At 56.4% G+C, this 22,512-nt stretch carries 17 protein-coding genes; 5 read left to right on the top strand and 12 right to left on the bottom strand.

Translation table 11 applies throughout. From position 1 onward, the window contains the following. Window positions 1-66 precede the first annotated feature (66 nt). Window positions 67-579 (bottom strand): DUF2165 family protein, encoded by a 513-nt coding sequence (locus ACI2J2_RS10895; RefSeq protein WP_265556303.1) that lies wholly within the window; start codon window positions 577-579, stop codon window positions 67-69. A 131-nt stretch (window positions 580-710) separates the two neighbouring features. Here ACI2J2_RS10895 and ACI2J2_RS10900 point away from each other — a divergent pair, with 131 nt between their 5' ends. Continuing rightward, window positions 711-974 carry a type II toxin-antitoxin system ParD family antitoxin gene (locus ACI2J2_RS10900; protein ID WP_404760077.1) on the top strand — a complete coding sequence of 88 codons (264 nt, stop codon included), beginning with the start codon at window positions 711-713 and terminating at the stop codon, window positions 972-974. Between the two features lie 269 nt (window positions 975-1,243). Here ACI2J2_RS10900 and urtE read toward each other — a convergent pair whose 3' ends face one another. The 8 genes from urtE to atzF form a co-directional block, all read right to left on the bottom strand. After that, window positions 1,244-1,942: an urea ABC transporter ATP-binding subunit UrtE gene (urtE, locus tag ACI2J2_RS10905; protein WP_265556301.1), complete on the bottom strand. Its 699-nt coding sequence runs from the start codon at window positions 1,940-1,942 to the stop codon at window positions 1,244-1,246. 8 nt (window positions 1,943-1,950) lie between these two features. Then, window positions 1,951-2,757 (bottom strand): urea ABC transporter ATP-binding protein UrtD, encoded by an 807-nt coding sequence (urtD, locus tag ACI2J2_RS10910; protein ID WP_404760078.1) that lies wholly within the window; start codon window positions 2,755-2,757, stop codon window positions 1,951-1,953. Continuing rightward, complete coding sequence (urtC, locus tag ACI2J2_RS10915) at window positions 2,754-3,830, bottom strand: urea ABC transporter permease subunit UrtC (protein ID WP_209632295.1); 1,077 nt, start codon at window positions 3,828-3,830, stop codon at window positions 2,754-2,756. The genes urtD and urtC overlap by 4 nt, the downstream gene beginning before the upstream one ends. After that, a complete protein-coding gene (gene urtB, locus ACI2J2_RS10920; protein WP_404760079.1) occupies window positions 3,830-5,410 on the bottom strand; it encodes an urea ABC transporter permease subunit UrtB in 1,581 nt (526 codons plus the stop codon). The genes urtC and urtB overlap by 1 nt, the downstream gene beginning before the upstream one ends. A 63-nt stretch (window positions 5,411-5,473) precedes the next feature. Further along, a complete protein-coding gene (gene urtA / locus ACI2J2_RS10925; protein ID WP_209632293.1) occupies window positions 5,474-6,742 on the bottom strand; it encodes an urea ABC transporter substrate-binding protein in 1,269 nt (422 codons plus the stop codon). Window positions 6,743-6,847: 105 nt separating this feature from the next. Further along, on the bottom strand, window positions 6,848-7,543 hold the full coding sequence (locus ACI2J2_RS10930) for a GntR family transcriptional regulator (RefSeq protein ID WP_404760080.1): 696 nt from the start codon (window positions 7,541-7,543) through the stop codon (window positions 6,848-6,850). Window positions 7,544-7,596: 53 nt separating this feature from the next. Continuing rightward, complete coding sequence (gene uca, locus ACI2J2_RS10935; protein WP_404760081.1) at window positions 7,597-11,220, bottom strand: urea carboxylase; 3,624 nt, start codon at window positions 11,218-11,220, stop codon at window positions 7,597-7,599. 87 nt (window positions 11,221-11,307) lie between these two features. Continuing rightward, window positions 11,308-13,176, bottom strand: coding sequence for an allophanate hydrolase (gene atzF / locus ACI2J2_RS10940; RefSeq protein WP_404760082.1), 1,869 nt, complete (start codon window positions 13,174-13,176; stop codon window positions 11,308-11,310). A 334-nt stretch (window positions 13,177-13,510) separates the two neighbouring features. On the opposite strand from atzF, the gene ACI2J2_RS10945 reads away from it, so the two are divergent. Further along, window positions 13,511-13,708 carry a hypothetical protein gene (locus ACI2J2_RS10945; RefSeq protein ID WP_209632289.1) on the top strand — a complete coding sequence of 66 codons (198 nt, stop codon included), beginning with the start codon at window positions 13,511-13,513 and terminating at the stop codon, window positions 13,706-13,708. A gap of 41 nt (window positions 13,709-13,749) precedes the next feature. Here ACI2J2_RS10945 and ACI2J2_RS10950 read toward each other — a convergent pair whose 3' ends face one another. The 3 genes from ACI2J2_RS10950 to ACI2J2_RS10960 all read right to left on the bottom strand — a co-directional run bounded on the left by ACI2J2_RS10950 (window position 13,750) and on the right by ACI2J2_RS10960 (window position 18,637). Continuing rightward, window positions 13,750-16,317, bottom strand: a complete 2,568-nt coding sequence (locus ACI2J2_RS10950; protein WP_404760083.1) for a putative mucin/carbohydrate-binding domain-containing protein — start codon at window positions 16,315-16,317, stop codon at window positions 13,750-13,752. Window positions 16,318-16,556: 239 nt separating this feature from the next. Further along, window positions 16,557-18,443, bottom strand: a complete 1,887-nt coding sequence (locus ACI2J2_RS10955) for an aliphatic sulfonate ABC transporter substrate-binding protein (protein ID WP_404760084.1) — start codon at window positions 18,441-18,443, stop codon at window positions 16,557-16,559. Window positions 18,444-18,454: 11 nt separating this feature from the next. Further along, a complete protein-coding gene (locus ACI2J2_RS10960; RefSeq protein ID WP_404760085.1) occupies window positions 18,455-18,637 on the bottom strand; it encodes a hypothetical protein in 183 nt (60 codons plus the stop codon). A gap of 79 nt (window positions 18,638-18,716) precedes the next feature. Here ACI2J2_RS10960 and ssuD point away from each other — a divergent pair, with 79 nt between their 5' ends. The 3 genes from ssuD to ACI2J2_RS10975 are packed head-to-tail and all read left to right on the top strand — an operon-like array spanning window position 18,717 to window position 22,378. Next, complete coding sequence (gene ssuD, locus ACI2J2_RS10965) at window positions 18,717-19,877, top strand: FMNH2-dependent alkanesulfonate monooxygenase (protein WP_404760086.1); 1,161 nt, start codon at window positions 18,717-18,719, stop codon at window positions 19,875-19,877. A 16-nt stretch (window positions 19,878-19,893) separates the two neighbouring features. Further along, window positions 19,894-20,985, top strand: a complete 1,092-nt coding sequence (gene sfnG, locus ACI2J2_RS10970; RefSeq protein ID WP_209632285.1) for a dimethylsulfone monooxygenase SfnG — start codon at window positions 19,894-19,896, stop codon at window positions 20,983-20,985. Further along, window positions 20,978-22,378 (top strand): FAD/NAD(P)-binding protein, encoded by a 1,401-nt coding sequence (locus ACI2J2_RS10975; protein WP_404760087.1) that lies wholly within the window; start codon window positions 20,978-20,980, stop codon window positions 22,376-22,378. The genes sfnG and ACI2J2_RS10975 overlap by 8 nt, the downstream gene beginning before the upstream one ends. Window positions 22,379-22,512 lie beyond the last annotated feature (134 nt).

The raw sequence follows: 22,512 nt of genomic DNA on the forward strand, positions 1-22,512 counted from the left end.
CTGCGGCAGGTTAGCATTTGGCAACACTTTCGCGCATTTCGCCGCAGTTTTAATCACCCCCGCCGGTTAACGCGCATCACGTTGCAGCATCAGCAGCATCAACGCCAACGTATTGGGCACCATATACAGCAAGGCACCCAGTTGCACCGCCAGCGGGCTGTCTTTAGCCTGCCAGGCCATAAACCAGTCGCCGGCGACCACCATAAAGCCGATCCCCCACACCGCAATGGCACACAACGCGCCCAGCATCGCCCAGGCTTTACCCTTGGCGAAAGCGGCATAAGAATGGCCCAGATGTTTCACCATCAACACAATGCCCAAGGTTGCCGTTATCCCGGCCAGGGATTCGAGCAACGTGATAAACACCAACCCGAGCATTCCGGCCCAGGGAGCAGTGACGGCACGCCACATCAGGCCGGGCACCTGGTAGGTATCCTGCATGGTAAGCAACGGCCCCACGGCATGGCGGGCCGTATCGGTGAAACCCGCAGTATTATTCAGCAGGCTGAAGATGCCCCACAGGGCCGGGAACAGTGACAGAAGGATGCAAGACAGGCGTGACACAGTGATTTCGTTCATCATTATCCTTAATTTTCGAGGTTATAAAACCAAGAGTTCCTTGTATTGCCGCAGTTTAGGCTCTCCAGGTTTAACGTGCATAGTGTAAGAACTAATCTTGCAATGATTGAGAGAATAACGGAGGGAAAAACATGGGCAGAACATTAACAGTGGACCTGGGCGAAGAACTGCGTAATTTTGTTGAAGGTCTGGTCGCTAGCGGCGACTACCGTACCCCCAGCGAAGTTATCCGTGAATCGGTACGCACCCTGCGTGAACGTACCGCCGCCTCAACGCTGGAAGAGCTGCGTCGTTTAATCGCCGAAGGTGAAAACAGCGGGAACGCAGTGGAATGGGATCCTGATGTGTTCATGGAAAGAATACGAGGCAAAGCAAAAGGATGCGCAGAAAAATAACGATCAGGCCAAAAGCATTGGCCGATATGGAAGATATTCATGTGTATGGTTTGACCCGGTACGGGTTAGCCGCCGCCGAAGACGACCTAAGTCATATTCACGATGTATTCGATAACCTGAAATTGGCAGGCGCATAGAATCAATAGCGAGTGACCTCTGCGCTCTACCGACAGGAAAACATGTTATCTATTTCCGGGATAATGCTCAGTCGGTAAGGATTATCAGGGTATTGCATCATTCCCGTGACCCAACCCGAATAACCCCGACGTTCAGATCGCCACCAGCCCGCGTACGCCGTCATGTTCCATCGCACTGCCTGCGCCACGTTGTACGATGCTGCCGCGTGACATCACCAAATAGCGGTCCGCCAGCTCGGCGGCAAAATCATAAAACTGTTCTACCAACAGGATCGCCATATCGCCCCGCGCCGCCAACTGTTTTATCACCGCGCCGATCTCTTTGATCACCGAAGGCTGGATCCCCTCCGTCGGTTCATCGAGGATCAATAGCTGTGGCCGACAGGCCAACGCGCGGCCAATCGCCAACTGCTGTTGTTGCCCGCCAGAGAGATCGCCACCGCGCCGATCTTTCATCTGCAACAGCACCGGAAACAGTTCATAGATGTGATCCGGCACCTTGCGCGCCTCAGCGCCAGAAAAACGCGCTAAGCCCATCAACAGATTTTCCTCCACCGTAAGACGGCCAAAGATCTCCCGCCCTTGCGGGACATAGGCGATGCCGGCCTGCACCCGTTGATGCGGCTTCTTGCCGTTGAGGTTCTCGCCCTGCCAGCTTATGCTGCCGTTCTTGGCTGGGATCAAGCCCATCAGGCACTTCAACAGCGTGGTTTTACCCACGCCATTACGCCCGAGTAAGCAGGTGACTTCGCCGACATGAGCGTCAAACGACAGGCCACGCAAAATGTGGCTGCCGCCGTAATATTGATTCAGTTCGTTTACTTGCAACATAGCTGCTCCTAGCGCCCCAAATAGACGTCGATCACTTGCTCGTCGGCCTGTACCTGCGCCAATGAACCTTCCGCCAAGACCCTGCCCTGATGCAGCACCGTCACGTGGTCGGCAATGGTTTCGACAAACCCCATGTCGTGTTCCACCACCATCAGCGAATGCTTGCCCGCCAACGTGCGGAACAGTTCGGCGGTATACTCGGTTTCCGCATCGGTCATGCCCGCCGCCGGCTCGTCGAGCAGCAGCAGATGCGGCTCCTGTACCAACAACATGCCGATCTCGAGAAACTGCTTTTGCCCGTGGGACAAGAGTCCGGCGAGACGGTGCCGCTCGTGGCCCAGCCGCAGGGTTTTCAGCATGTCGTCGATACGATCGCGCTGTTCGCTGCTCAGTCTGGCACACAGACAGGCCCATACCGACTTTTGGGTTTTCTGCGCAATTTCCAGATTTTCAAACACCGTCAGCGCCTCAAACACCGTGGGTTTTTGGAACTTGCGACCGATGCCTGCCTGAGCGATCTGCATCGGATCCAGCGCGGTCAGATCGACGGTTTGATCATAAAATACCTTACCGCTGTCCGGGCGGGTCTTGCCGGTGATCACGTCCATCAGCGTAGTTTTCCCCGCACCGTTAGGCCCGATCACGCAACGCAATTCTCCCACGCCAATCTGCAACGACAGGTCGCTCAGCGCACGAAAACCATCAAAGCTGACGTTGATCTTGTCGAGCAGCAGCACCGGGTCGGTTTGCTGGCGGTATTTATCTGCCGGTAGCGCTTGGGTAAAGAGTTCGTCAGTCATTTGCAGTGAATTCATTGTGACTTACCTCTGCGCAGTAACCCGATAACCCCTTTGGGCAGGAACAATGTGACGACGATAAACATCAGGCCAAGGAAGAACTGCCAATACTCGGGAATCGCCATGGTGAACCAGCTCTTGGCGCCGTTGACAATACCGGCCCCCAGCAAGGGTCCCACCAAGGTACCGCGCCCGCCGAGCGCCACCCAGATGGCGGCTTCGATTGAGTTGGTCGGCGACATTTCGCCCGGATTGATAATCCCCACCTGCGGTACGTACAATGCCCCGGCCAACCCGCACAACACCGCCGACAGCGTCCAGACAAACAGCTTGAAGCCCTTTGGATCGTAACCACAAAACGTCAGGCGGTTTTCCGCATCGCGCACCGCCGTCAATACCCGGCCAAACTTACTGCGCGCCAGGGCAAAGCCGATCGCCAGACTGGCCACCAGCAGCACCACCGTCGTCAGAAACAGCGCCACCCGCGTGCCGGTCGCCGTGATCGGAAAGCCCAATAACGTAGTAAACCCGGTAAAGCCGTTGTTGCCGCCAAAGCCGGTTTCGTTACGGAAAAACAGCAACATACCGGCGTAGGTCAACGCCTGGGTCATGATGGAGAAATACACCCCTTTAATTTTTGAACGAAAAGCGAAATAACCAAAAACGAAGGCGAGTACTCCAGGCACCAGCACGACCAGGCACAATGCCCAGGCGAAATACTGCGTACCGCTCCAAAACCACGGCAGCTCATTCCATGATAAGAACGCCATAAACCCCGGCAGGCCATCGCCCGCAGCCTGACGCATCAGGTACATGCCCATGGCATAACCGCCGAGGGCAAAAAACAGCCCATGCCCTAGCGACAGTAGCCCGGCATAACCCCACACCAGGTCAAGCGCCACGGCCACCACGGCATAGCACAGAATTTTGCCCACCAGGGTCAGGGTATAGGTGGACATTGCCAGCGGATTATCCGCCGGCAGTAGCGCAAGAAACGGCATGATTAACAGCGCCAGTAATACCAGCCCGCCGATGCCCAGCGCCAGCCGGGGTGCCTTTTGCACGCCGGTTACAGTCAATGGTTGGCTCATCAGTCGATCACCCTGCCTTTGAAGGCGAATAGCCCCTGAGGACGTTTTTGAATAAACAGAATAATCAGCACCAGGATCAGGATTTTACCCAGCACGGCGCCAATCTCCGGTTCAAGAATTTTGTTGACGATACCGAGACCAAAGGCCGCCACCACGGTACCCGCCAGTTGGCCGACGCCACCGAGCACCACCACCAGGAACGAGTCGATGATGTAACCCTGCCCCAGCTCGGGCCCGACATTGCCCAGCTGCGACAGTGCGACGCCCCCCAATCCGGCGATACCGGAACCCAAACCGAATGCCAGCATATCGACACGACCGGTGGGCACGCCGCAGCAAGCCGCCATCGCGCGATTTTGCGTCACGGCGCGCACGTTCATGCCAAGGCGAGTTTTATTCAGTAATAGCCAGGTGAGTACCAACACCAGCACCACGAACAGGATCACGGCAATGCGATTCCAGGGCAGCACCAGGTTCGGCAACAGCTGAATGCCCCCCGACAGCCAGGCCGGGTTGGCAACCTCTACGTTCTGTGCACCAAACAACACCCGTACCCCTTGGATCAACACCAGACTGATCCCCCAGGTCGCCAGCAGGGTTTCCAACGGCCGACCATAAAGATGGCGGATCACCGTGCGTTCCAGCACCATACCTATGCCGGCGGTGATAGCGAACGCCACCGGCAAGGCCACCAGCGGATACAGCGCCAGCCACTGCGGTGCGAACTGTTGAAACGCCCCCTGTACCAGATAAGCCGAGTAAGCGCCGAGCATCAGCATTTCACCGTGCGCCATATTGATCACCCCCAGCAAGCCATAGGTGATCGCCAATCCGAGCGCCGCCAGCAACAGGATCGACCCCAGTGACAGCCCGGTAAACGCCTGGCCGATCAGATCGCCTAACATCAGCCGATGTTTCACGCTGCTCAGGCTTTTCAGCGCTTCGGCACGCACGGCGGCATCCGGCTCATGGGTGGCGTCAGTCATTACCTGTAACCGCGTCTGGGTTTCCGGATCGCCCGAACTACCGAGCAACCGAACCGCATTAAGGCGCACCCCGGCATCGCTATCGGCAAGTCGCAGATTAGCCAACGCAATGCTTAACGCCTCGTGCACCCGGCTGTCTTTCTCCTGTGCCAGTCTCTGGCTCAGCAACGGCAGCTGATCGTTTTGCGCTTCACGCTGCAAGGCCTGGGCCGCCTGCAAACGCAGCGCAGGATCCTCGCTGACCAACCGGTGGGCCGACAGCGCGTTGGCGATCAGAATGCGCAGGCGGTTATTCAGCCACACTTTCTTTGGCACACCGGTCGGGGCCGCGGAGCCGTCCAACGGCTGATAACGATCGCCCTGCTGAGCAAAGGCATGTTTAGCCTCGTCGACCACCACGTTTTCCTGCTTCAGCGCCTGCAGTAACGGCAAGCGCGAAGCGTCCGGCGCGATCGCCCAGGCCTGCAATAATTTGGCTTGCTGCGTGCGGCTGGCCGCAACAAAATCATCGGCTGGGCCCGCCTGCGCGAACATGGGCAGGCAGCACAGCAATAACCACAGATGCCTGAGTGGGTTTGAAGATAAAGGTTTCATCAGATGTCTCGTCGCAATGGGGCATAGCTCAGTCAGCCCCCCGCCATCACGGGGGGCCAGGCATTACTTACCGCCTTTTACGGGGTAATCCGGTTTTTTGTCATTGCCGGGAATGTACGGGCTCCACGGCTGGGCACGTACCGGAGCATCGGTCTGCCATACCACGTTGAACTGACCGTTGCCCTCGATCTCACCGATCATCACCGGCTTGTGCAGATGGTGGTTGGTGGCATCCATGGTCAGGGTAAAGCCCGACGGCGCGGCGAAAGTCTGTCCGGCCATGGCGGCTCGCACCTTGTCAACGTCAGTCGTGCCGGCCTTCTCAACCGCCTGTGCCCACATATGGATGCCGACATAGGTGGCTTCCATCGGATCGTTGGTCACCGCGGTCGCGTAGTTCGGCAGATTGTGTGCCTTGGCATAGGCACGCCATTCGCTGACGAATTGCTTGTTGGTCGGGTTATCCACTGATTCAAAGTAGTTCCAGGCTGCCAGGTTGCCGACCAGCGGTTTGGTGTCGATACCGCGCAGCTCTTCCTCCCCGACCGAGAATGCAATCACCGGCACATCGGTGGCCTTAATCCCCTGATTAGCCAATTCTTTGTAGAACGGGACGTTGGAGTCCCCGTTGATGGTGGAGATCACCGCCGTTTTGCCACCGGCAGAGAATTTCTTGATGTTGGCGACAATGGTTTGGTAGTCGCTATAGCCGAACGGCGTATAAACCTCTTCGATATCTTTATCTTGAATGCCTTTCGAATGCAGGAAGGCACGCAGGATCTTATTGGTGGTACGCGGATACACATAGTCGGTACCCAACAAGAAGAAGCGTTTGGCTGAGCCGCCATCTTCGCTCAGCAGGTATTCCACCGCAGGAATCGCCTGCTGGTTAGGCGCCGCACCGGTGTAGAACACGTTGGGCGACATCTCTTCCCCTTCGTACTGCACCGGGTAGAACAGCAGGCCATTGAGCTCTTCGAATACCGGCAGAACGGATTTGCGCGACACCGAGGTCCAACAACCAAACACCGCCGCCACCTTATCCTGGCTCAGCAACTGACGTGCCTTTTCGGCAAACAACGGCCAATTGGAGGCCGGATCAACCACCACCGCTTCCAGTTTTTTACCCAAAACGCCGCCTTTGGCATTGATGTCATCAATGGTCATCAGTGCCACGTCCTTGAGCGGCGTTTCAGAAATGGCCATGGTGCCGGACAGCGAACTGAGGATACCGACCTTAATGGTGTCGGCGGCTTGTGCGCTCCAGGCCATTCCCATTCCGACCATGGTGGCAGACAGCGCAAACGCTTTTATAAAGTGACGACGTTTCATATTCAAACTCCCGGTGAATGTTAGAAAACCAACCTTCTTTAAGAAAAACGCCCCTCTTGATGTCGAGTTGCAGCATGACCCGCCACAGCACGAAAGACTGAGGGGTTATTGCTGAAGCCTTGCCTGATGCAGCATGTGCAGCGTTATTTTTCGTACCTCAGCCTTGCTGACGGCGATATGATTAGTGAGCAGCATTTGCGCCTCCCCGGTATGGTGTTGCAAGATCGCCCGTAAAATGGCGGCATGTTCGTTGTAGGTCGCTTCAACCCGGCTTGTCTGGGTGAAGTCCAGCCGGCGGATAATGCGGATCTTCTCGGTCAGGTCGCGATGAATACGCGCCATTTCGCCATTGCCCGCCGCGTCCACCAGCGCCATATGAAATTGCTCGTCGTGCTGCGAAACCGTCTTGCCGTCTTCCAACTGCGGCTCGTCGATCCAGAAGCGGGTGAGCCCCTCCAGTTGCAGCGGCATTGTCCCCGCAGGTCTCGCGCACAGGCGTTTGACTGCCTCACACTCCAGCACAATGCGCAGGTCATACAGCTCTTCGAAGTAAGCAAAATCGAACGGCCGCACCTGCCAACCACTGCGGAAATGCACCTCGACATACCCCTCACGCTCCAGCCAAAACAGGGCCTGCCGCACCGGCGTACGGCTGACGTCCATCCGTTGTGCAACCTCGTTTTCGCTAAAGCGGTCCCCCGGCAGCAGGTGGAAATCGAAAATATCGTCCTTGAGCTGGAGATAGATGCGCTCCGCCAACCCTTCTGGTCGCGCCTTACTGCGGCTATTAATGATTTGCATCGCATTCCTCTCTGCGGGCGCAGCGTGCCACGCCCCGCGATCAATAAAGATGGCTAGCTGGCATGCTCCAACCACAGCAGTGCATCACCCGGCCCCACCGGCCGTCCCTGCCGGCAACTGATGCGCTTAATGACGCCGGCACGCGGGGCAGTGACCGCCAGCTCCATCTTCATTGCCTCAACCACAATCAGCGGCTGGCCGGCTTCCACGGTTTGGCCCGGCTCCACCAAAATTTTCCACACGTTGCCGTTCAGATCGGCGCTCACCAGATACCCATCGACCTCTTCTTCATCGTCCTGTAGCGGCAGCAGCTGTGCCTCGGCTTCCCCTTCTTCAGCCTGCCACCGCGTCACCTCGTGGTTAAACGCCTGCTGCTGGCGCTGTTGGAAGGCGCTGATATCCGCGGCGTTATCCGCCAGGAAACGGCGATACTCGGCAAAATCAAACACGCTGTCTTCGATGCGGATCTGAGCGCGCCCTTCACGGAAAGCCTCGCGTTGTTCATCCAGTTGCTGTTCGCTGACCGGGTAAAAGCGCACCTGGTCGAAGAAGTGCAGCAGCCAGGGTTCACCAGGGTTGAACTGAGGGTTTTTGAGGAATTTGTTCCAGATCGGCAGCGTGCGGCCAACCAGTTGATAGCCGCCCGGTGAGTCCATGCCATAGATGCACATGTACATGCCGCCGATGCCGACCGTGCCCTCGGCGGTATGGGTACGCGCGGGGTTGTACTTGGAACTGAGCAAGCGGTGGCGCGGGTCGATCGGGACCGCGCACGGCGCACCGAGGTAAACGTCACCCAACCCGAGGATCAGGTAGCTGGCGTCAAAGATGATGTCGCGCACCTGTTCGCGGGTGCCAAGCCCATTAATGCGCTGAATGAAATCGACGTTGTTGGGTAGCCAGGGCGCGGATGAACGCACCGTCTGCTGATAGCGCTCCACCGCCCCCAGCGTGGCAGAATCTTCAAACGCCATCGGCAGATAAACCGTGCGCGTCGGTACTTTCAACTGGCTGATATCACCCAGAGTCTCTTCACGCGCCAACAAGCGCTGGAGTAAATCGGCTTGGCTAAGGGTGCGGCTGTCGTAACGAATTTGCAGCGATCGTACGCCGGGTGACAGTTCCTCGACGCCGGGGATCGCGTCCTGCTTAAGCGACTGCATCAGCAGATGAATGCGCAGCCTCAGTGCCAGATCGAGCACGTTGTCACCGTACTCCAGCAAAATGTAGCCATCCCCGGCTTGACGATAAACCACTGCGGGACGGCTGTCGGTGGACGGTAACGCCGCCAGAATCGTGGCGGACGCGGTGATACCCGGTGTCAGATCCGGCGGTGCCAGAGTAATGGCCTTCACTGCGGCCAACGCTTCGATACTGCCGAGCTGTGCCTGCTCCAGTGATTGCGCCTGTTTGAAACCGATCGGATGAAAACGGATGCGGTCGCCCGGCTTCACCTGACCGACCTTCCACAACTCAGCCTTGGCAATAGTCACCGGACAGACAAATCCCCCGAGGCTGGGCCCGTCACGGGTCAGGATCACCGGAAAATCGCCGGTGAAGTTAATCGCGCCAATAGCGTATTCGCAGTCGTGTACGTTGGACGGGTGTAACCCGGCTTCGCCGCCGTCTTGTCGTGCCCAGTCAGGTTTCGGCCCAGACAGGCGCACGCCCAGTCGGTTGGAGTTGTAATGCACCTGCCATTCGGCAGCAAAGAAGTTGTCGATAGATTCTGGGGTAAAGAAGTCCGGTGCGCCGTGAGGACCATACAGCACGCCAATGTTCCACACGTTGCCGTACTGCGGGATCAGGCTGTCATCCATTGCCTGCGGTGCGGCGATCGGTGCCGGAGTGGTAGAGGCCGCCAGCGCCGGCTGAGATACCGTCAGCATATCTGCCACGCGCAAGGTGCGCCCGGCGTGCCCACCAAACTGCCCCAGTGCGAATGTCGAACGGCTCCCTAAATACACCGGCACGTCAAAGCCGTTGCGTACCGCCAGATAACTGCGGCATCCGTGCTGAGCACGACCAAGCCGTAACACTTGCCCCGCCCTAACGGTTATCGGCTGCCAATAGGGCAAGGCTTCACCGTCCAAATCTGCCGGGCAGTCGGCACCGGTCAAGGCAATGGTGGCGTCACAATGGAAGCGCAGGGTTGGGCCCTGCAGGGTAAACTCCAACCCGGCAGCACTGGGGTGGTTGCCAACGATGCGGTTCGCCAACCGGAAGGCAAAATCGTCCATCGGCCCCGATGGCGGTACGCCGATATCCCAATAACCGAGGCGTCCTGGGTAATCCTGTACGCTGCTGTAGGTGCCCGGTTGCAACACTTCAATACTGCTGGGCTGGAAGCGGAAGCTGTCCAGCATTCGGGTCCACACGCTGCCGGTTTGGAATTCGGCCGTCGCGATCACCTGCCGCAGGTAATCCAAATTGGTGGCAATGCCGTGCAACCGGGTGGCATCCAGCGCTACCCGCATTTTCTCCAGCGCCTGTTGGCGATCGTCCCCATGAACAATCAACTTGGCGATCATCGGGTCGTAAAAGGCTGACACCTCACTGCCGGTAGCCACCCAGCCGTCAACCCGCACAGACGCCGGGAAATACACGTCGGTCAAAACCCCTGGGCTAGGCTGGAAGTTCTTCAGCGGATCTTCCGCATAAATACGGACCTCAATAGACGCGCCCTGCGGTGGTCGTTGCAGCGCCGCCCAATCCAGCGCGTCACCCGCTGCCACCTGCAACATGCACTCAATCAGATCCAGCCCGGTCACCATCTCGGTGACGGGATGCTCCACCTGCAAACGGGTGTTCACCTCAAGGAAATAAAACTCGTCGCGCACACCGTCGTAGATAAACTCTACGGTGCCTGCGCTGCGGTAATTGACCGAGGCCCCCAGTGCCACCGCCGCCTGATGTAACGCCTGACGGGTCGCCGCCGGCAGGTTCGGTGCGGGGGTTTCCTCCACCACCTTCTGGTTGCGTCGCTGCAAAGAACAGTCGCGCTCGCCGAGTGCCACCACCCAGCCCTGGCCGTCGCCAAAGATCTGTACTTCGACATGGCGTGCCTGATCGACAAAGCGTTCGATAAACGCCCCAGAGTCACAGAAGAATTGCTCGCCCAGCCGCTTCACACTGTCGTAGGCTTCACGCAACGCAGTTTCATCATCGCAGCGCGTCAAGCCGATACCGCCCCCTCCCGCGGTGCTTTTCAGCATCACCGGATAGCCAATATCTCTGGCGGCGTTAATCGCCTCTTCAATACTGCCCAACAAACCGGTACCTGGCGTCATCGGCACCTGTGCCACCGCCGCCAATTCACGCGCCCGGTGTTTCAGGCCAAACTCGCGAATTTGCGCCGCAGTTGGGCCAATGAACGCGATGCCCGCCGCTTCGCAAGCCTCGGCAAACTCCGCGCTTTCAGACAGAAAGCCGTAGCCGGGGTAGATCGCCTGCGCGCCAGTTTCTCTCGCCGCCGTCAGGATCTTGTCGATGCACAGGTAACTGTCACTCGCCTTTTCGCCGCCGAGTGGCACCGCCAGATCGGCTTCTGTTACGTGCGGCGCATTGCGATCGGCGTCGGAGTATACCGCTACGCTGATGACCCCCAAACGCTTCAGGGTGCGGATCGCGCGGCAGGCAATTTCACCGCGGTTGGCGATTAATACGGTAGTAAACATGATGTATTCCTCATAGGACCAAAGAGCGATACCCAATAGCTTTCAGGCTGTGGCCAGACGCAAACAGGGACATCCCCAGACGCTCACTCAGGGAAGTGACTGGGGTGTGTCTGCGCAGCCAACAACGCCACGGTTTGAAAGATGAAGGGTATAGTTGCGCCAACCGCCGAATTCAGTGATGTCCATGGCGCCCTGCAGCGCCCAGGGTTCGCAGATAAAGCCTTTTACCCGACGTCCGTCCGCCAGCAGTAGCGTGCCAATGCCCAGCGGTGCGGGGATCTCCGCCACGAACTCGCCAAAGCGTGCCAACGGGATATCCCACAGCTCGACGCGGATGGCCGTCCCCTGCTCAGCCTTAACCAACCCCGGTTTGGGCGGCTGAGTATTGGCCAGCGCGTAGAGGCGGTAGCAAGGTGCGGTGGTGGTGTGCTCTACGAAGGTCGCCGATCGCTGCGTGAGCTGGAAATTCAGGGGCATATCGCTAAGGTGCGCACCGACCACCGCCACACGCACATGCTGGCTCGATGACGCCAAAGGTTGAGAAGGAGGCAACAAGCGATCTGTCGCACCAAGCGGCAGATCCTGTGCCTGCTGCCAGCGCAGGCCGAACGCTGCCAGCGCCCGGTCGTGCCAGGCAGGCGCGACCAGTGTGATTCCCGCAGGCAAACCGTCATCACGCATCGGTGCTGGCAGTGCCAGTGCGCTCAGATCGGCCAGGTTGGTGAAATTGGTGTAGGTCCCGAATTGCGAATTGAACAACACCGGTTCTTGTTCCATTTCCGCTAAGGTGCGGATGGTCGGTGAAGTCGGCACCACTAGCGCGTCGAAGGCGGCAAGCCGTTGCCCGATCTGCCGTGCCAATTCAGCACGGAGATACTCCGCTTTGTAAGCATCACAGGCGCTGTACTCCAGGCCGTTATTGACGATACCGCGAACCACCGGGTTGATGGCCTGCGGGTCAGCGCTCAGCATGGCTTCGACCGCGACGGTACGTTCCGCCACCCAGGGGCCGTAATACAGCTGCTCTGCCAGGACACGAAACGGCGTAAAATCGAGCCTTTCCAGCGTTACACCGCAGCGTTGCAACTGCACCAACGCCCGTTGAAATGCCTGCTCGGCTTGTACATCGCCGAAAAACTCAAGCTGGGCAGGCACCGCAAAACGGGGGGCAGCGGGAAGATCCGCCGGGGCGGTCTGGGGATGAGTGCGAGAGTAAGCATCGGCAGGGTCATAACCCCCCGCCAGTTCAGCCACCAGCGCGGCGTCCGCCACTGTCAGGGCAAATACCGAGACGGTGTCATTCAACCGACACGCGGGGACGACGCCACGGTTCGACAACCATCCCTTGGTGGGTTTTAGGCCAACAATATTGTTGAACCCTGCCGGCACACGCCCGGAACCCGCCGTGTCGGTACCCAGTGAGAACGGCAGCAAACCGCGAGCCACCACCGAGGCCGACCCGGAACTGGAGCCACCGCTGACATAGCGGCTATCGAAACTGTTAACCACCGCGCCATGCGGTGAGCGGGTGCCTACCAGGCCTGTAGCAAACTGATCAAGATTGGTTTTGCCGATAACAATGGCACCCGCGGCGCACAGATTGGCGACGACGGTAGCGTCAGTTGCCGCCTGATAAGCGAACTCCGGGCAGGCTGCGGTCGTCGGCCAGCCGCCAACGTCGATATTGTCTTTGACAGCAAACGGCACGCCAAACAGCGGCAGGCGGCTGATATCGCCGGCAACGGCTTCAAGCTGCTGCGCCAATCGTTGGCATTGCGCCTCGCGTTGTGCCGCATCGGCAAGATACAGCCAGGCGTTATCCTCTGTCGGCAGGCCCGCAACCAATGCGGCCAACGTGGCTCGCACGCAAGCCATCCGCTCGCCAGCCGAGTGGGTGCGATAATGATGCTGCCATTCAGTAAGGGTGAAACCGCGCAGGTTAACAGACTGGGTCATTGGCTGAATTCCATCTAGTACACAAGATGGGATTCACCAGAGCAACTGGCGTGCCAATTTTTAATTGACTGATTCCAATAAGTTATAATTGAAACTTATGGCTAAAGATTAAAAAACCTGCACCAACGACGCACAACGGGCGAGCAAAAAAGGTGCAGTAACGCTTCTATTTTAGTGTTTGTTGTGTCGCACTCTTGAGCGCGTTGTGACTCGGCTACCAGACAAGCTTGATTACATCATTTTCGACCAGATTTACCTCCGCCGCTGAAAGCTTTACACAGCTCCTGCTTATTATCGGTACCGCCATTAGGCTACCCATTCACAGGAGCTACCGATGACTATACGTAACCTCTTTCTCGCCATTCCTCTGCTGGTACTGTTTTCAACCTTTAGCTATAGCGCCGTCAAACTGAATGCGGCAGCGGATAATGGCCAAAAAACAGGCTCGGTTTCATTGTCACATCACGCCGTTTCTCCCGATCATGCCAAAAGCCAACGGGATACCCTTTGCCAAACGGCACCGGGCAAATAGCCCGGCACCTTTCTCATCGGCGTCTGAACCTCATGGGCAGGTTAATCCGCGATCCGCGCCAGCCCCACCGGGGTAATGCAATAGGTCTGTTGCTTGCCCGCAGCCCCCAACCGCACCTGTTGCATCTCGTTGGTGATCACTAACCGGTTGTTCGGTTCTTCATGATGCAAGTGGATCACCTCACCGCCATAACCTGAGATCGGCAGTACGACCGAACTGGCTTGCCGTGCTTCACTGCCAATCACTTCATAGTGAAACAGGGTATTACCGTCTGCGTCGTCATAACGCATGGTGGCATACACCTCTGGGAAGTAGTGGTGCGCAATGCCGCCTTCAATGTTCACCGTTACGGTTTTTTTCACCAGATCAACCGTGGCGGTCAGGAACTGCCAATCGCTAATGCCTTTGCAAGCCAGGGTAAAGAGATTGCCCACATCACTGTCCGGGCGGGTATTGCTGGCAGAAATGCAGTCTTTATAGGTTTCCAATAGCTGTTCACGTTGGGGGCTGCCAAACGTGTTGATCGCCAGATAGATATCGTCTTTAAACACAGAGAACGGGGCATAATAGGCCTGACGGTAACTGCGCAAACGCTGCACCGCGCTCTCAAGACGCACCAATAACGCCTGTTCTGGATCGCCCATCAAGGCGTCATTTTTCAGCCCGCTTTTGGTGATAAGTAAAACGTTAGTTTTGTTTTTGCTATCAATAATGTTTGGATACGCCGGGCTTACCCGCACTCGCCCCGGTTCCTCATGATAAATTTCAATTTTGTCACCTGCGGCGAACGGCAATTCATCATGGCTCAACGTCGCTTTGGTGCCAGGAATATCCTTGCTGAAAACCACCGTATTTTGCTGATTACGCACGATAACTTTGGCGTAGGTCATATCAGGGAAATAGGAATGTGGCGTGGTGCTGGTCACGTCAATCACCACCTTGCCCTTACCGTGATCGGTGACCACGGTGGCGAAAACGGCATCCCCCAATCCCAACAGGTTGATGTCCTGCGAAACAATCGGCGAAGAGACTTTTTTAACAAAGTTAATCTCCACCGCATTGTCCCCCTGTTTCAGCACCAGATAGCCGGGAGTCGGCTGATACTTATGGTCTTTTCCGGTGGGCAAACGCAGGGTATATACGCCAATGGGTAACTCGCTCAACACCATTGTTGGGCTGTTGATCCGCGTTTTATAAGCGTAACGCGCCCCTTCCATCAGGATCAGGTCTTCGCCATAAATCTGTGCAAAATCGTCAATATTGAAATGCAGCGTCGCATTACCTTTCAGACCGGTGGCTTTCAACTGGCTTGAGTCAACCAACTGCAATGTGGAACTCAGCTTCAACTGCAATTTCACGGCCTCAAGATCTTGTGCACCGACCAACTGGCACAGCGGATAAACCGCTTTCGCGTGGCTAAAGGTGTTTCGATTGCACTGCGTCTCGGTCACATAGCCGCCGACCCATTGAATAAATGGCGTAACGTCCACCTTGTCGCCAGCCACGGCGAAACTTTCCGACAGCATATCCAGCAGAGCATGTTCGCCAGGGACAAAGCCCGTCGTATTGCAATCCTTGCGATACTGTTGATTAAAATGCGTGAACGCGTTGCGCCCGGCCTTCTCAACCATCAATACGATAAAATACAGTTTAGAACGCAGATCCCACTGATTGAGCGGTTTAGCCTGAATGACATAGTCGGTAATTTGTTTTTCAACAGAAAGGATATTGCCGTAATTATACAGCCAGCCTTCTTGGTATTTACGGTCACCCAACATCACACTTTGAAAACAGGCGGCATAAATATTGTTCCACACTTCACCGGTGGAAAAAGACTTATCGCCCATAAAGTGCCCCTGGTAGCCGTGGGCAATTTCATGCAGGCTCCCCCAGTTATTATATTTCGCCGTCAACCAGAAGCTGCTGACTGACGGGGTACTTTCTGCCGTCCAACTGCCCCCATAATACGCCGCACCTGCTCCATTTTTATCAGCCTTGATAAAATATCTGTTTTTTATATTACGACTCGAATCTTCCTCAGCCTCAAAAGAAATGCCTGCCAGCGCATTATAAAATGTGAAGATACGTTCGTAATAGGCGATCAGGCCATCAATATTTTTTGCTTCTCCCAACGACTTCAAATCATTTTTACTGACTTTAGGGACCAAGAGCGTGGCATATTCGGAATCAACGAGCGAAAATTCGGCATCCTGCGCATCCCAACGCGCAAAAAATGCCGCTTCATTTTCACCTTTGCGGTAGACCGGTAAGGCTTTGGCCGTCTCTGGGGAGTCAAACTCCACGGCAGGCGCGCCCGCGACATAAGGCGTATCAATAAAAGGCACCGAGACGGCATTGACACGTGCCTCAACCCACTCGCTACCCACGTTGAATTCGGCCTCCGTTTTATTATCATCATTTAACAAACGCAGCTTTAGCTTCGCGGTAAATGCAGTATTAGTCTGGCGTACGCGCAACACCTGCCCCGCAGGGAGAATAATCCCCAGATGCTGACGATCGTGACCAATCCCTTTACTCATTCCCGCTGCATCTAACCATTCCGGTCTTGGCAACGTATAAAGTGATTTTGATTGCGTGATAGTTGGCATTTTTTAATTCCTCACAATGGTTTTTCATATAACTGACCATGAGAAATTAACCGGAAATTATCGTAAGAACGAACGGCGAGGCGTGGCTGAGCCACCACACAACAAAAACAGACGTATTGTTGATAATATATCCCTGCGCTTCAGTATAAATGAATAACATTAGCCTCAATAAAACCAGAGAGAGACAGTGTAAAACTGAACGTCATTTTGCGTCTTTTCTTCTGATAAGCATGACCACATCATTGCCAGACGGCCTCGCGAACGTTAATTGCCCGTGGCAGCAACCCCAGAGCATAAAAACGGTCGGCGATGGCCTGCTGCTGGCGAATAATATTCAAATCCATCCGACGGGTTTGATGGCTACGACGGGCCAAAGCATGGGTGAGCGAAGACGTCGCCAACCCCAATTCAACCGATAACAGTGCCGCCGCCTCATCACGGTGGGCGTCAATATAGTGGCCGGTGTGTTCCAACGCGGCCATCAGCCCATGCAGTAGATCGGCAGAGTGCCTGACAAAGTCACGGTGCGCGAGATAAAACTGATAGTTGCTCACCCGCCCAACGCCATTGGCGATAACCCTAAGCTGGCCACCATGCTCGGCATCACTCAACAAAGGATCCCACATCATCCAGGCATCCACAGCATGATGATCGCTGGGGGTTAGCGGGTATTTAGGCGGTGCGTAGACCACCCGCACGTCTTCCAGCGTCAACCCTGCCTCATCAAGTAGTTGCAGCAAAAGATAATGGACGTTGGAGCCTTTGTTGACCGCAATCCGCTTCCCGCGCAGATCGTCCAGAGTCTGGATCGGGCTATCGTGAGCCACCAGCAATGCCACGCTTTGTGGCGCTGCGGGTTCCCAGGCAACATATAACAACGGGTTGTTGCCGGCCTGCGCAAATAACGGCGGAACCTCACCGGTGGTGCCAAAGTCGATGTCGCGGTTAGCCAGGGCATGCAGCAACTGAGGGCCGGCAGGAAACTCACTCCACAACACACTCACTCCACTGTCAGCAAACTGGGCCTCCAGCGACTGGCGTGCTTTGAGGATCCCCAGGTTTCCAAATTTCTGATAGCCAATACGCAGCTCGCGTTCATTGCTACCGGCACGCGGGGCGGGGCTTGGTCGCCCGCCTTTTGCACTACGCCTGGCCTTAATCAGACCAAGATGCCCTAAATGGGTACGCAACGTATTACGACTTATCCCCAACAGCGTCGCCGCTTGCAACTGATTGCCCTGGCTCAGTTCAAAAGCATTGCGCACCAGCGAATCCAGCACCTTCTGATAGAGAGAGCTGTCATTGCCCTCAAGCTGCTGGCGAAGAAACACATCCAGTGAATCATCACCATAAATCTGTGAACCGACGTTTTCAGCACTCAGCCTTAGCTGCTGTGGCGTAATCAGTGGCTCTTTGCTTAGCAGGACCGCATTGTGCAGGGTGTTTTCCAGCTCGCGGATATTCCCTGGCCATGAATAGTTCATTAAGGTTGCCAGTGCCTCTTCACTGAGCCGCAATTGAAGCCGCCCCAGCCGCCGTGCGTACAGCGTCAGGAAATGCTCAGCCAACAGTGGAATATCCCCGCGCCGCTGGCGTAATGGCGGCAGAGCAACCGCAGCCACATTCAGCCGATAATAGAGATCTTCACGAAAGCGGCGTTCGCGGATGGCGTTAGTCAGATCCACATGCGTGGCGGCCACGACCCGGACATTGACCTTTACCGGCCGGCGAGAGCCGACACGGGTCACCTCCCGTTCTTGCAAAACACGCAGCAGTTTTACCTGCAACGGCAGACTCAATTCACCGATTTCATCCAGCAGCAGCGTGCCGCCTTCCGCCGCCTCAAACCACCCTTGATGGCGGTCAACGGCCCCTGTAAAAGCCCCTTTCTCATGGCCAAACAGTTCCGACTCGGCAAGGCTCTCGGTCAGAGCCCCACAGTTCACCGCCAGAAAGGGGCCATCACGTCTTGAGCTGTGATGATGAAGATAACGCGCCACCCCCTCTTTGCCCGTACCGGTTTCGCCAACGATAAGCACTGTGGCATCTGTCGGAGCCAATCGATCCAAAACATTTTGGAAGGCGATAGAAGCAGGATCGATTAACAGCGGGCCGGAGGCTTGCATGCTGGTGACCTTTAAGGAAGTTGAATGGAAACCATACCCTCAGACGCCAGGGATAACGAGGGGTGAAATACCCGCTTTGCTGCAAATGCAGCAGCAAAGCGCCAGCCACTGCTGCATTTGCAGCATAATTCCGGCCCAATAAAAAAATTAACAATCTGATAAATAAAACAAAAATAGGAATCTGTTTTTGGCATGCTTCCTGCTTATCTGTTTATAACCAAGATTAAATATTCTATGAAATAAATTGAGATATAGTTATATAGGAAATGGATAATGCGCGAAGAGCTGGCGAACAACATCAACGTATTCTGGTTTTTACCCACCCACGGTGACGGCCGCTATCTGGGAACAACAGAAGGCGGAAGAGCAGTAGATTTACCTTATTTACAGCAGGTTGCGCTGGCCGCCGACAGTCTGGGCTATTACGGCGTGCTGATCCCCACCGGCAAAAGCTGCGAGGATGCCTGGCTGGTCGCTGCCGCACTCGCCCCTCTCACCAAACGCCTACGCTATCTGGTCGCCGTGCGCCCTGGGTTGCAACCCCCGAGCCTGGCCGCACGCATGGCCGCCACGCTGGATCGCCTTTCAGAAGGCCGTCTGTTGATCAATGTGGTCACCGGTGGCGATCCCGTGGAGAACAAAGGCGATGGCATCTTCCTAAGCCACGCCGAACGTTATCAGGTTACCCGTGAGTTTTTGTCGGTTTACTCCCGCCTGCTAAAGGGAGAAAAAGTCGATTTCCAGGGGGAGCATCTGCGGGTAGAAGGTGCTGAGGTGTTGTTCCCGCCGGTGCAAGAAAACGGGCCGCCGCTGTTTTTTGGCGGTTCTTCTGAAGACGCACTGGAAGTCGCGGCGAACCAGATTGATACCTATCTGACCTGGGGAGAGCCGGTTGAGCAAGTGGCAGAGAAAATTGCCGTGGTCCGTCAACGGGCACAAGCGCGGGGCCGTACGCTGGAGTATGGCATTCGTCTGCACGTCATTGTACGGGAAACCGAAGAGGAAGCCTGGGCAGCGGCCGACAAACTGATTGCCCATTTGGATGATGACACCATCGCAGCCGCGCAGAAAATCTTCTCACGCATGGATTCTACCGGGCAGGCCAGAATGAGTGCTCTGCACGGCGGTTCGAAAGAGAGTTTACGTATCGCGCCCAATTTGTGGGCTGGTGTAGGACTGGTAAGGGGCGGCGCTGGTACAGCACTGGTCGGTAATCCACAACAGGTTGCAGAGCGCATCCGTGAATATCAGGCATTGGGCATCACCCATTTTATTTTCTCGGGCTACCCGCATCTGGAAGAAGCGCATCGATTTGCCGAACTGGTGATGCCGCTATTACCCCTGGCAGGCAACAGCGCGAAACGTCAGCGCAGGGTCAACACCGGGCCATTTGGCGAGACCATCGGTGGCGATCGTCGTCCGGTGAAACAGTGAAACTGAGGAGCAAACTATGAGTAATGAGCCAATTAAGTTCGCCTACTGGGTACCTAACGTGTCAGGCGGGCTGGTGATCAGCCAGATCCCTCAGCGCACCCACTGGGATGCCGCCTATAACCGTAAGCTTGCACAAATTGCCGAGCACGCCGGGTTTGACTATGCCCTGACGCAGATCCGTTTTACCGCCGGTTATGGCGCCGATAACCAACATGAGTCGGTGACGTTTTCCCAAGATTTGCTGGCCGCGACCGAGAAGCTCAAGGTGATTGCCGCGCTGCTGCCAGGGCCGTGGAATCCGACGCTGGCGGCCAAGCAGATCGCGACCATCAGCCACCTGTCCAACGCGCGTATTGCGATTAATGTTGTGAGTGGATGGTTCCGCGGCGAATTCAAAGCCATTGGTGAACCCTGGCTGGATCATGAAGAACGCTATCTGCGTTCTGAGGAGTTTATCCGTTGCCTGCAGGGCATCTGGCAGGAAGAGAGCTTCACCTTTGCCGGCGACTTTTACCGCTTTCGCGACTATTCATTGAAACCGAAACCGCTTGACCCACAACCGGAAATTTTCCAGGGTGGTAGCTCAAGAGCCGCGCGCGATATGGCGGCACGGGTCTCTGACTGGTATTTTACCAATGGCAATACGCCAGAGGCTATCCGCCTGCAGGTCGAGGATATTCAGCTCAAGGCCGCAGAAAACCACCACAAGGTGAGGATCGGCGTGAATGGGTTTGTTATTGCCCGCCAAACTGAGCAGGAAGCACACAGCGTACTGCGCGACATCCTGGATCATGCCAATCCCGAAGCGGTGAAAGGCTTTCAATCCGAGGTTAAAAATGCCGGTAGCGCCTCGCCAGAGGGAGAAGGTAACTGGGCTAAATCAACGCTGGAGGATCTGGTGCAGTATAACGATGGATTCAAAACCAACCTGATTGGCACACCACAGCAAATAGCAGAACGGATCATCGAACTGAAACAGTCGGGTGTAGATCTGATGCTACTGGGGTTTTTGCACTTCCAGGAAGAGGTGGCGTTCTTTGGCCGTGAAGTGATCCCGCTGGTGCGTGAGTTGGAGCGCCAACAGCATCCGGTGCCCAGTCATGGCTGATCGACACATCGTTATCATCGGTGGCGGTTTTAGCGGTACCGCGCTGGCGATCCATCTGGTGCGCCAGGGGACGGCCGGGCTAAAGGTGGTGATTATTGAGCCTCGCGCCCAGTTGGCACAGGGGGTTGCTTACGGCACCCGCGATCCGGCACACCGCATCAACGTCCCCGCCGCGCGCATGCAGCTTTCCGCCGAGGAAGAAGGCGATTTCGATCGCTGGTTCCGTGCTTCTGAGGCCTTCACGCAGGATGTAAAGGCGCTCAGACCGGACGGCAGCGTCTATCCGCAGCGGGGGCAGTTTGGCCGTTACATCGCCGAAAAACTGGCCAGCGCGCTAACCCGCTCTGCGGTAGAGATCGTCCACGTCCAGGAGTACGCGGTGGCATTGCGTCATGGTGTCGTGCTGACGGCTTCCGGGAATACCTATCCTGCGGATGACGTGGTGCTGGCCATCAGCCACCCACCACCTGCCGTACCGAAACAGCTTCAACAGGCGCTGAAAGATCATCCAGGATTGATCGCCAATCCGTGGTTGACGGAAGCCCTGGCGAAGGTGAAAAACAATGACCGGGTCGCGATCATCGGCACCGGTTTGACCATGTCCGATGTGGTTGCCTCGCTGCATCGGCAGGGGCATCGTGGACCGATTCTGGCTTTCTCACGCCGCGGTCAGCTCCCCCGTCCAAACCTGAGCGGTGACTATGCCGCTCGCCAACTTGATTACCGGCGTCCGCAAGCAGCGACGGCCCGTGGGTGGTTGCGACGAGTCCGGCAGGAAGTCATGCTGGCCAATGCAGACCATCAGCCCTGGCAATTGGTGCTGGATGACATTCGCCTTAACGGTCAGCAGATTTGGCAGCAGTGGTCACTGCAAGAGCAACGGCGTTTTCTGCGCCATCTGCGCCCATGGTGGGACGTGCATCGTTATCGCATCGCGCCACAGGTCAGCGATGTGCTGACAGACATGCAGCAAAAAGGGCAACTCGAGGTGCTGGCCGCCAACCTAAAACACGTCTCCGTGGATAACGCTGCCCTTGCTCTGACCCTAAAAGCGCGTGGCCATGTAACAACACAAACGCGCGTGGTGGATAAGCTGATTGTCACAACCGGCCCGGCGCACGGCGCGCTGTTGCAAAGTGATGCTTTGCTAAAGCAGCTCACCACTGAAGGGGTCATCCAGCCCGATCCGCTGGCATTAGGCATTTGGGTCGATGCCTGCTCCCGGCCGATTAACCGCCAGCATCAGAGCAACGATCGTCTTTACGTCGTCGGCCCCGCCGCCCGTGGCCGTTTCGGTGAGCTGATGGGGTTACCCCAAGTGGCACAACATGCACAAGCGTTGGCGCAGCAGTTACTGGGGGTGTCTACAGCTGCCCCCACCGCCCCTGACTAGCCTGTTATAAGGGGAAAATGTCTGACGCTTTCCCCGAATGACCCGAACAGAAATAGAAACAGGATTAATAACGGTGAAGGATCAAGGGACACGCGCTTTTGCCGTATTTCAGTGCCGTTTTCTGCGTGATATCA

The organism is Serratia sp. NPDC087055 (assembly GCF_044900985.1).
In the GTDB taxonomy this organism is placed as follows: Bacteria; Pseudomonadota; Gammaproteobacteria; order Enterobacterales; family Enterobacteriaceae; genus Serratia.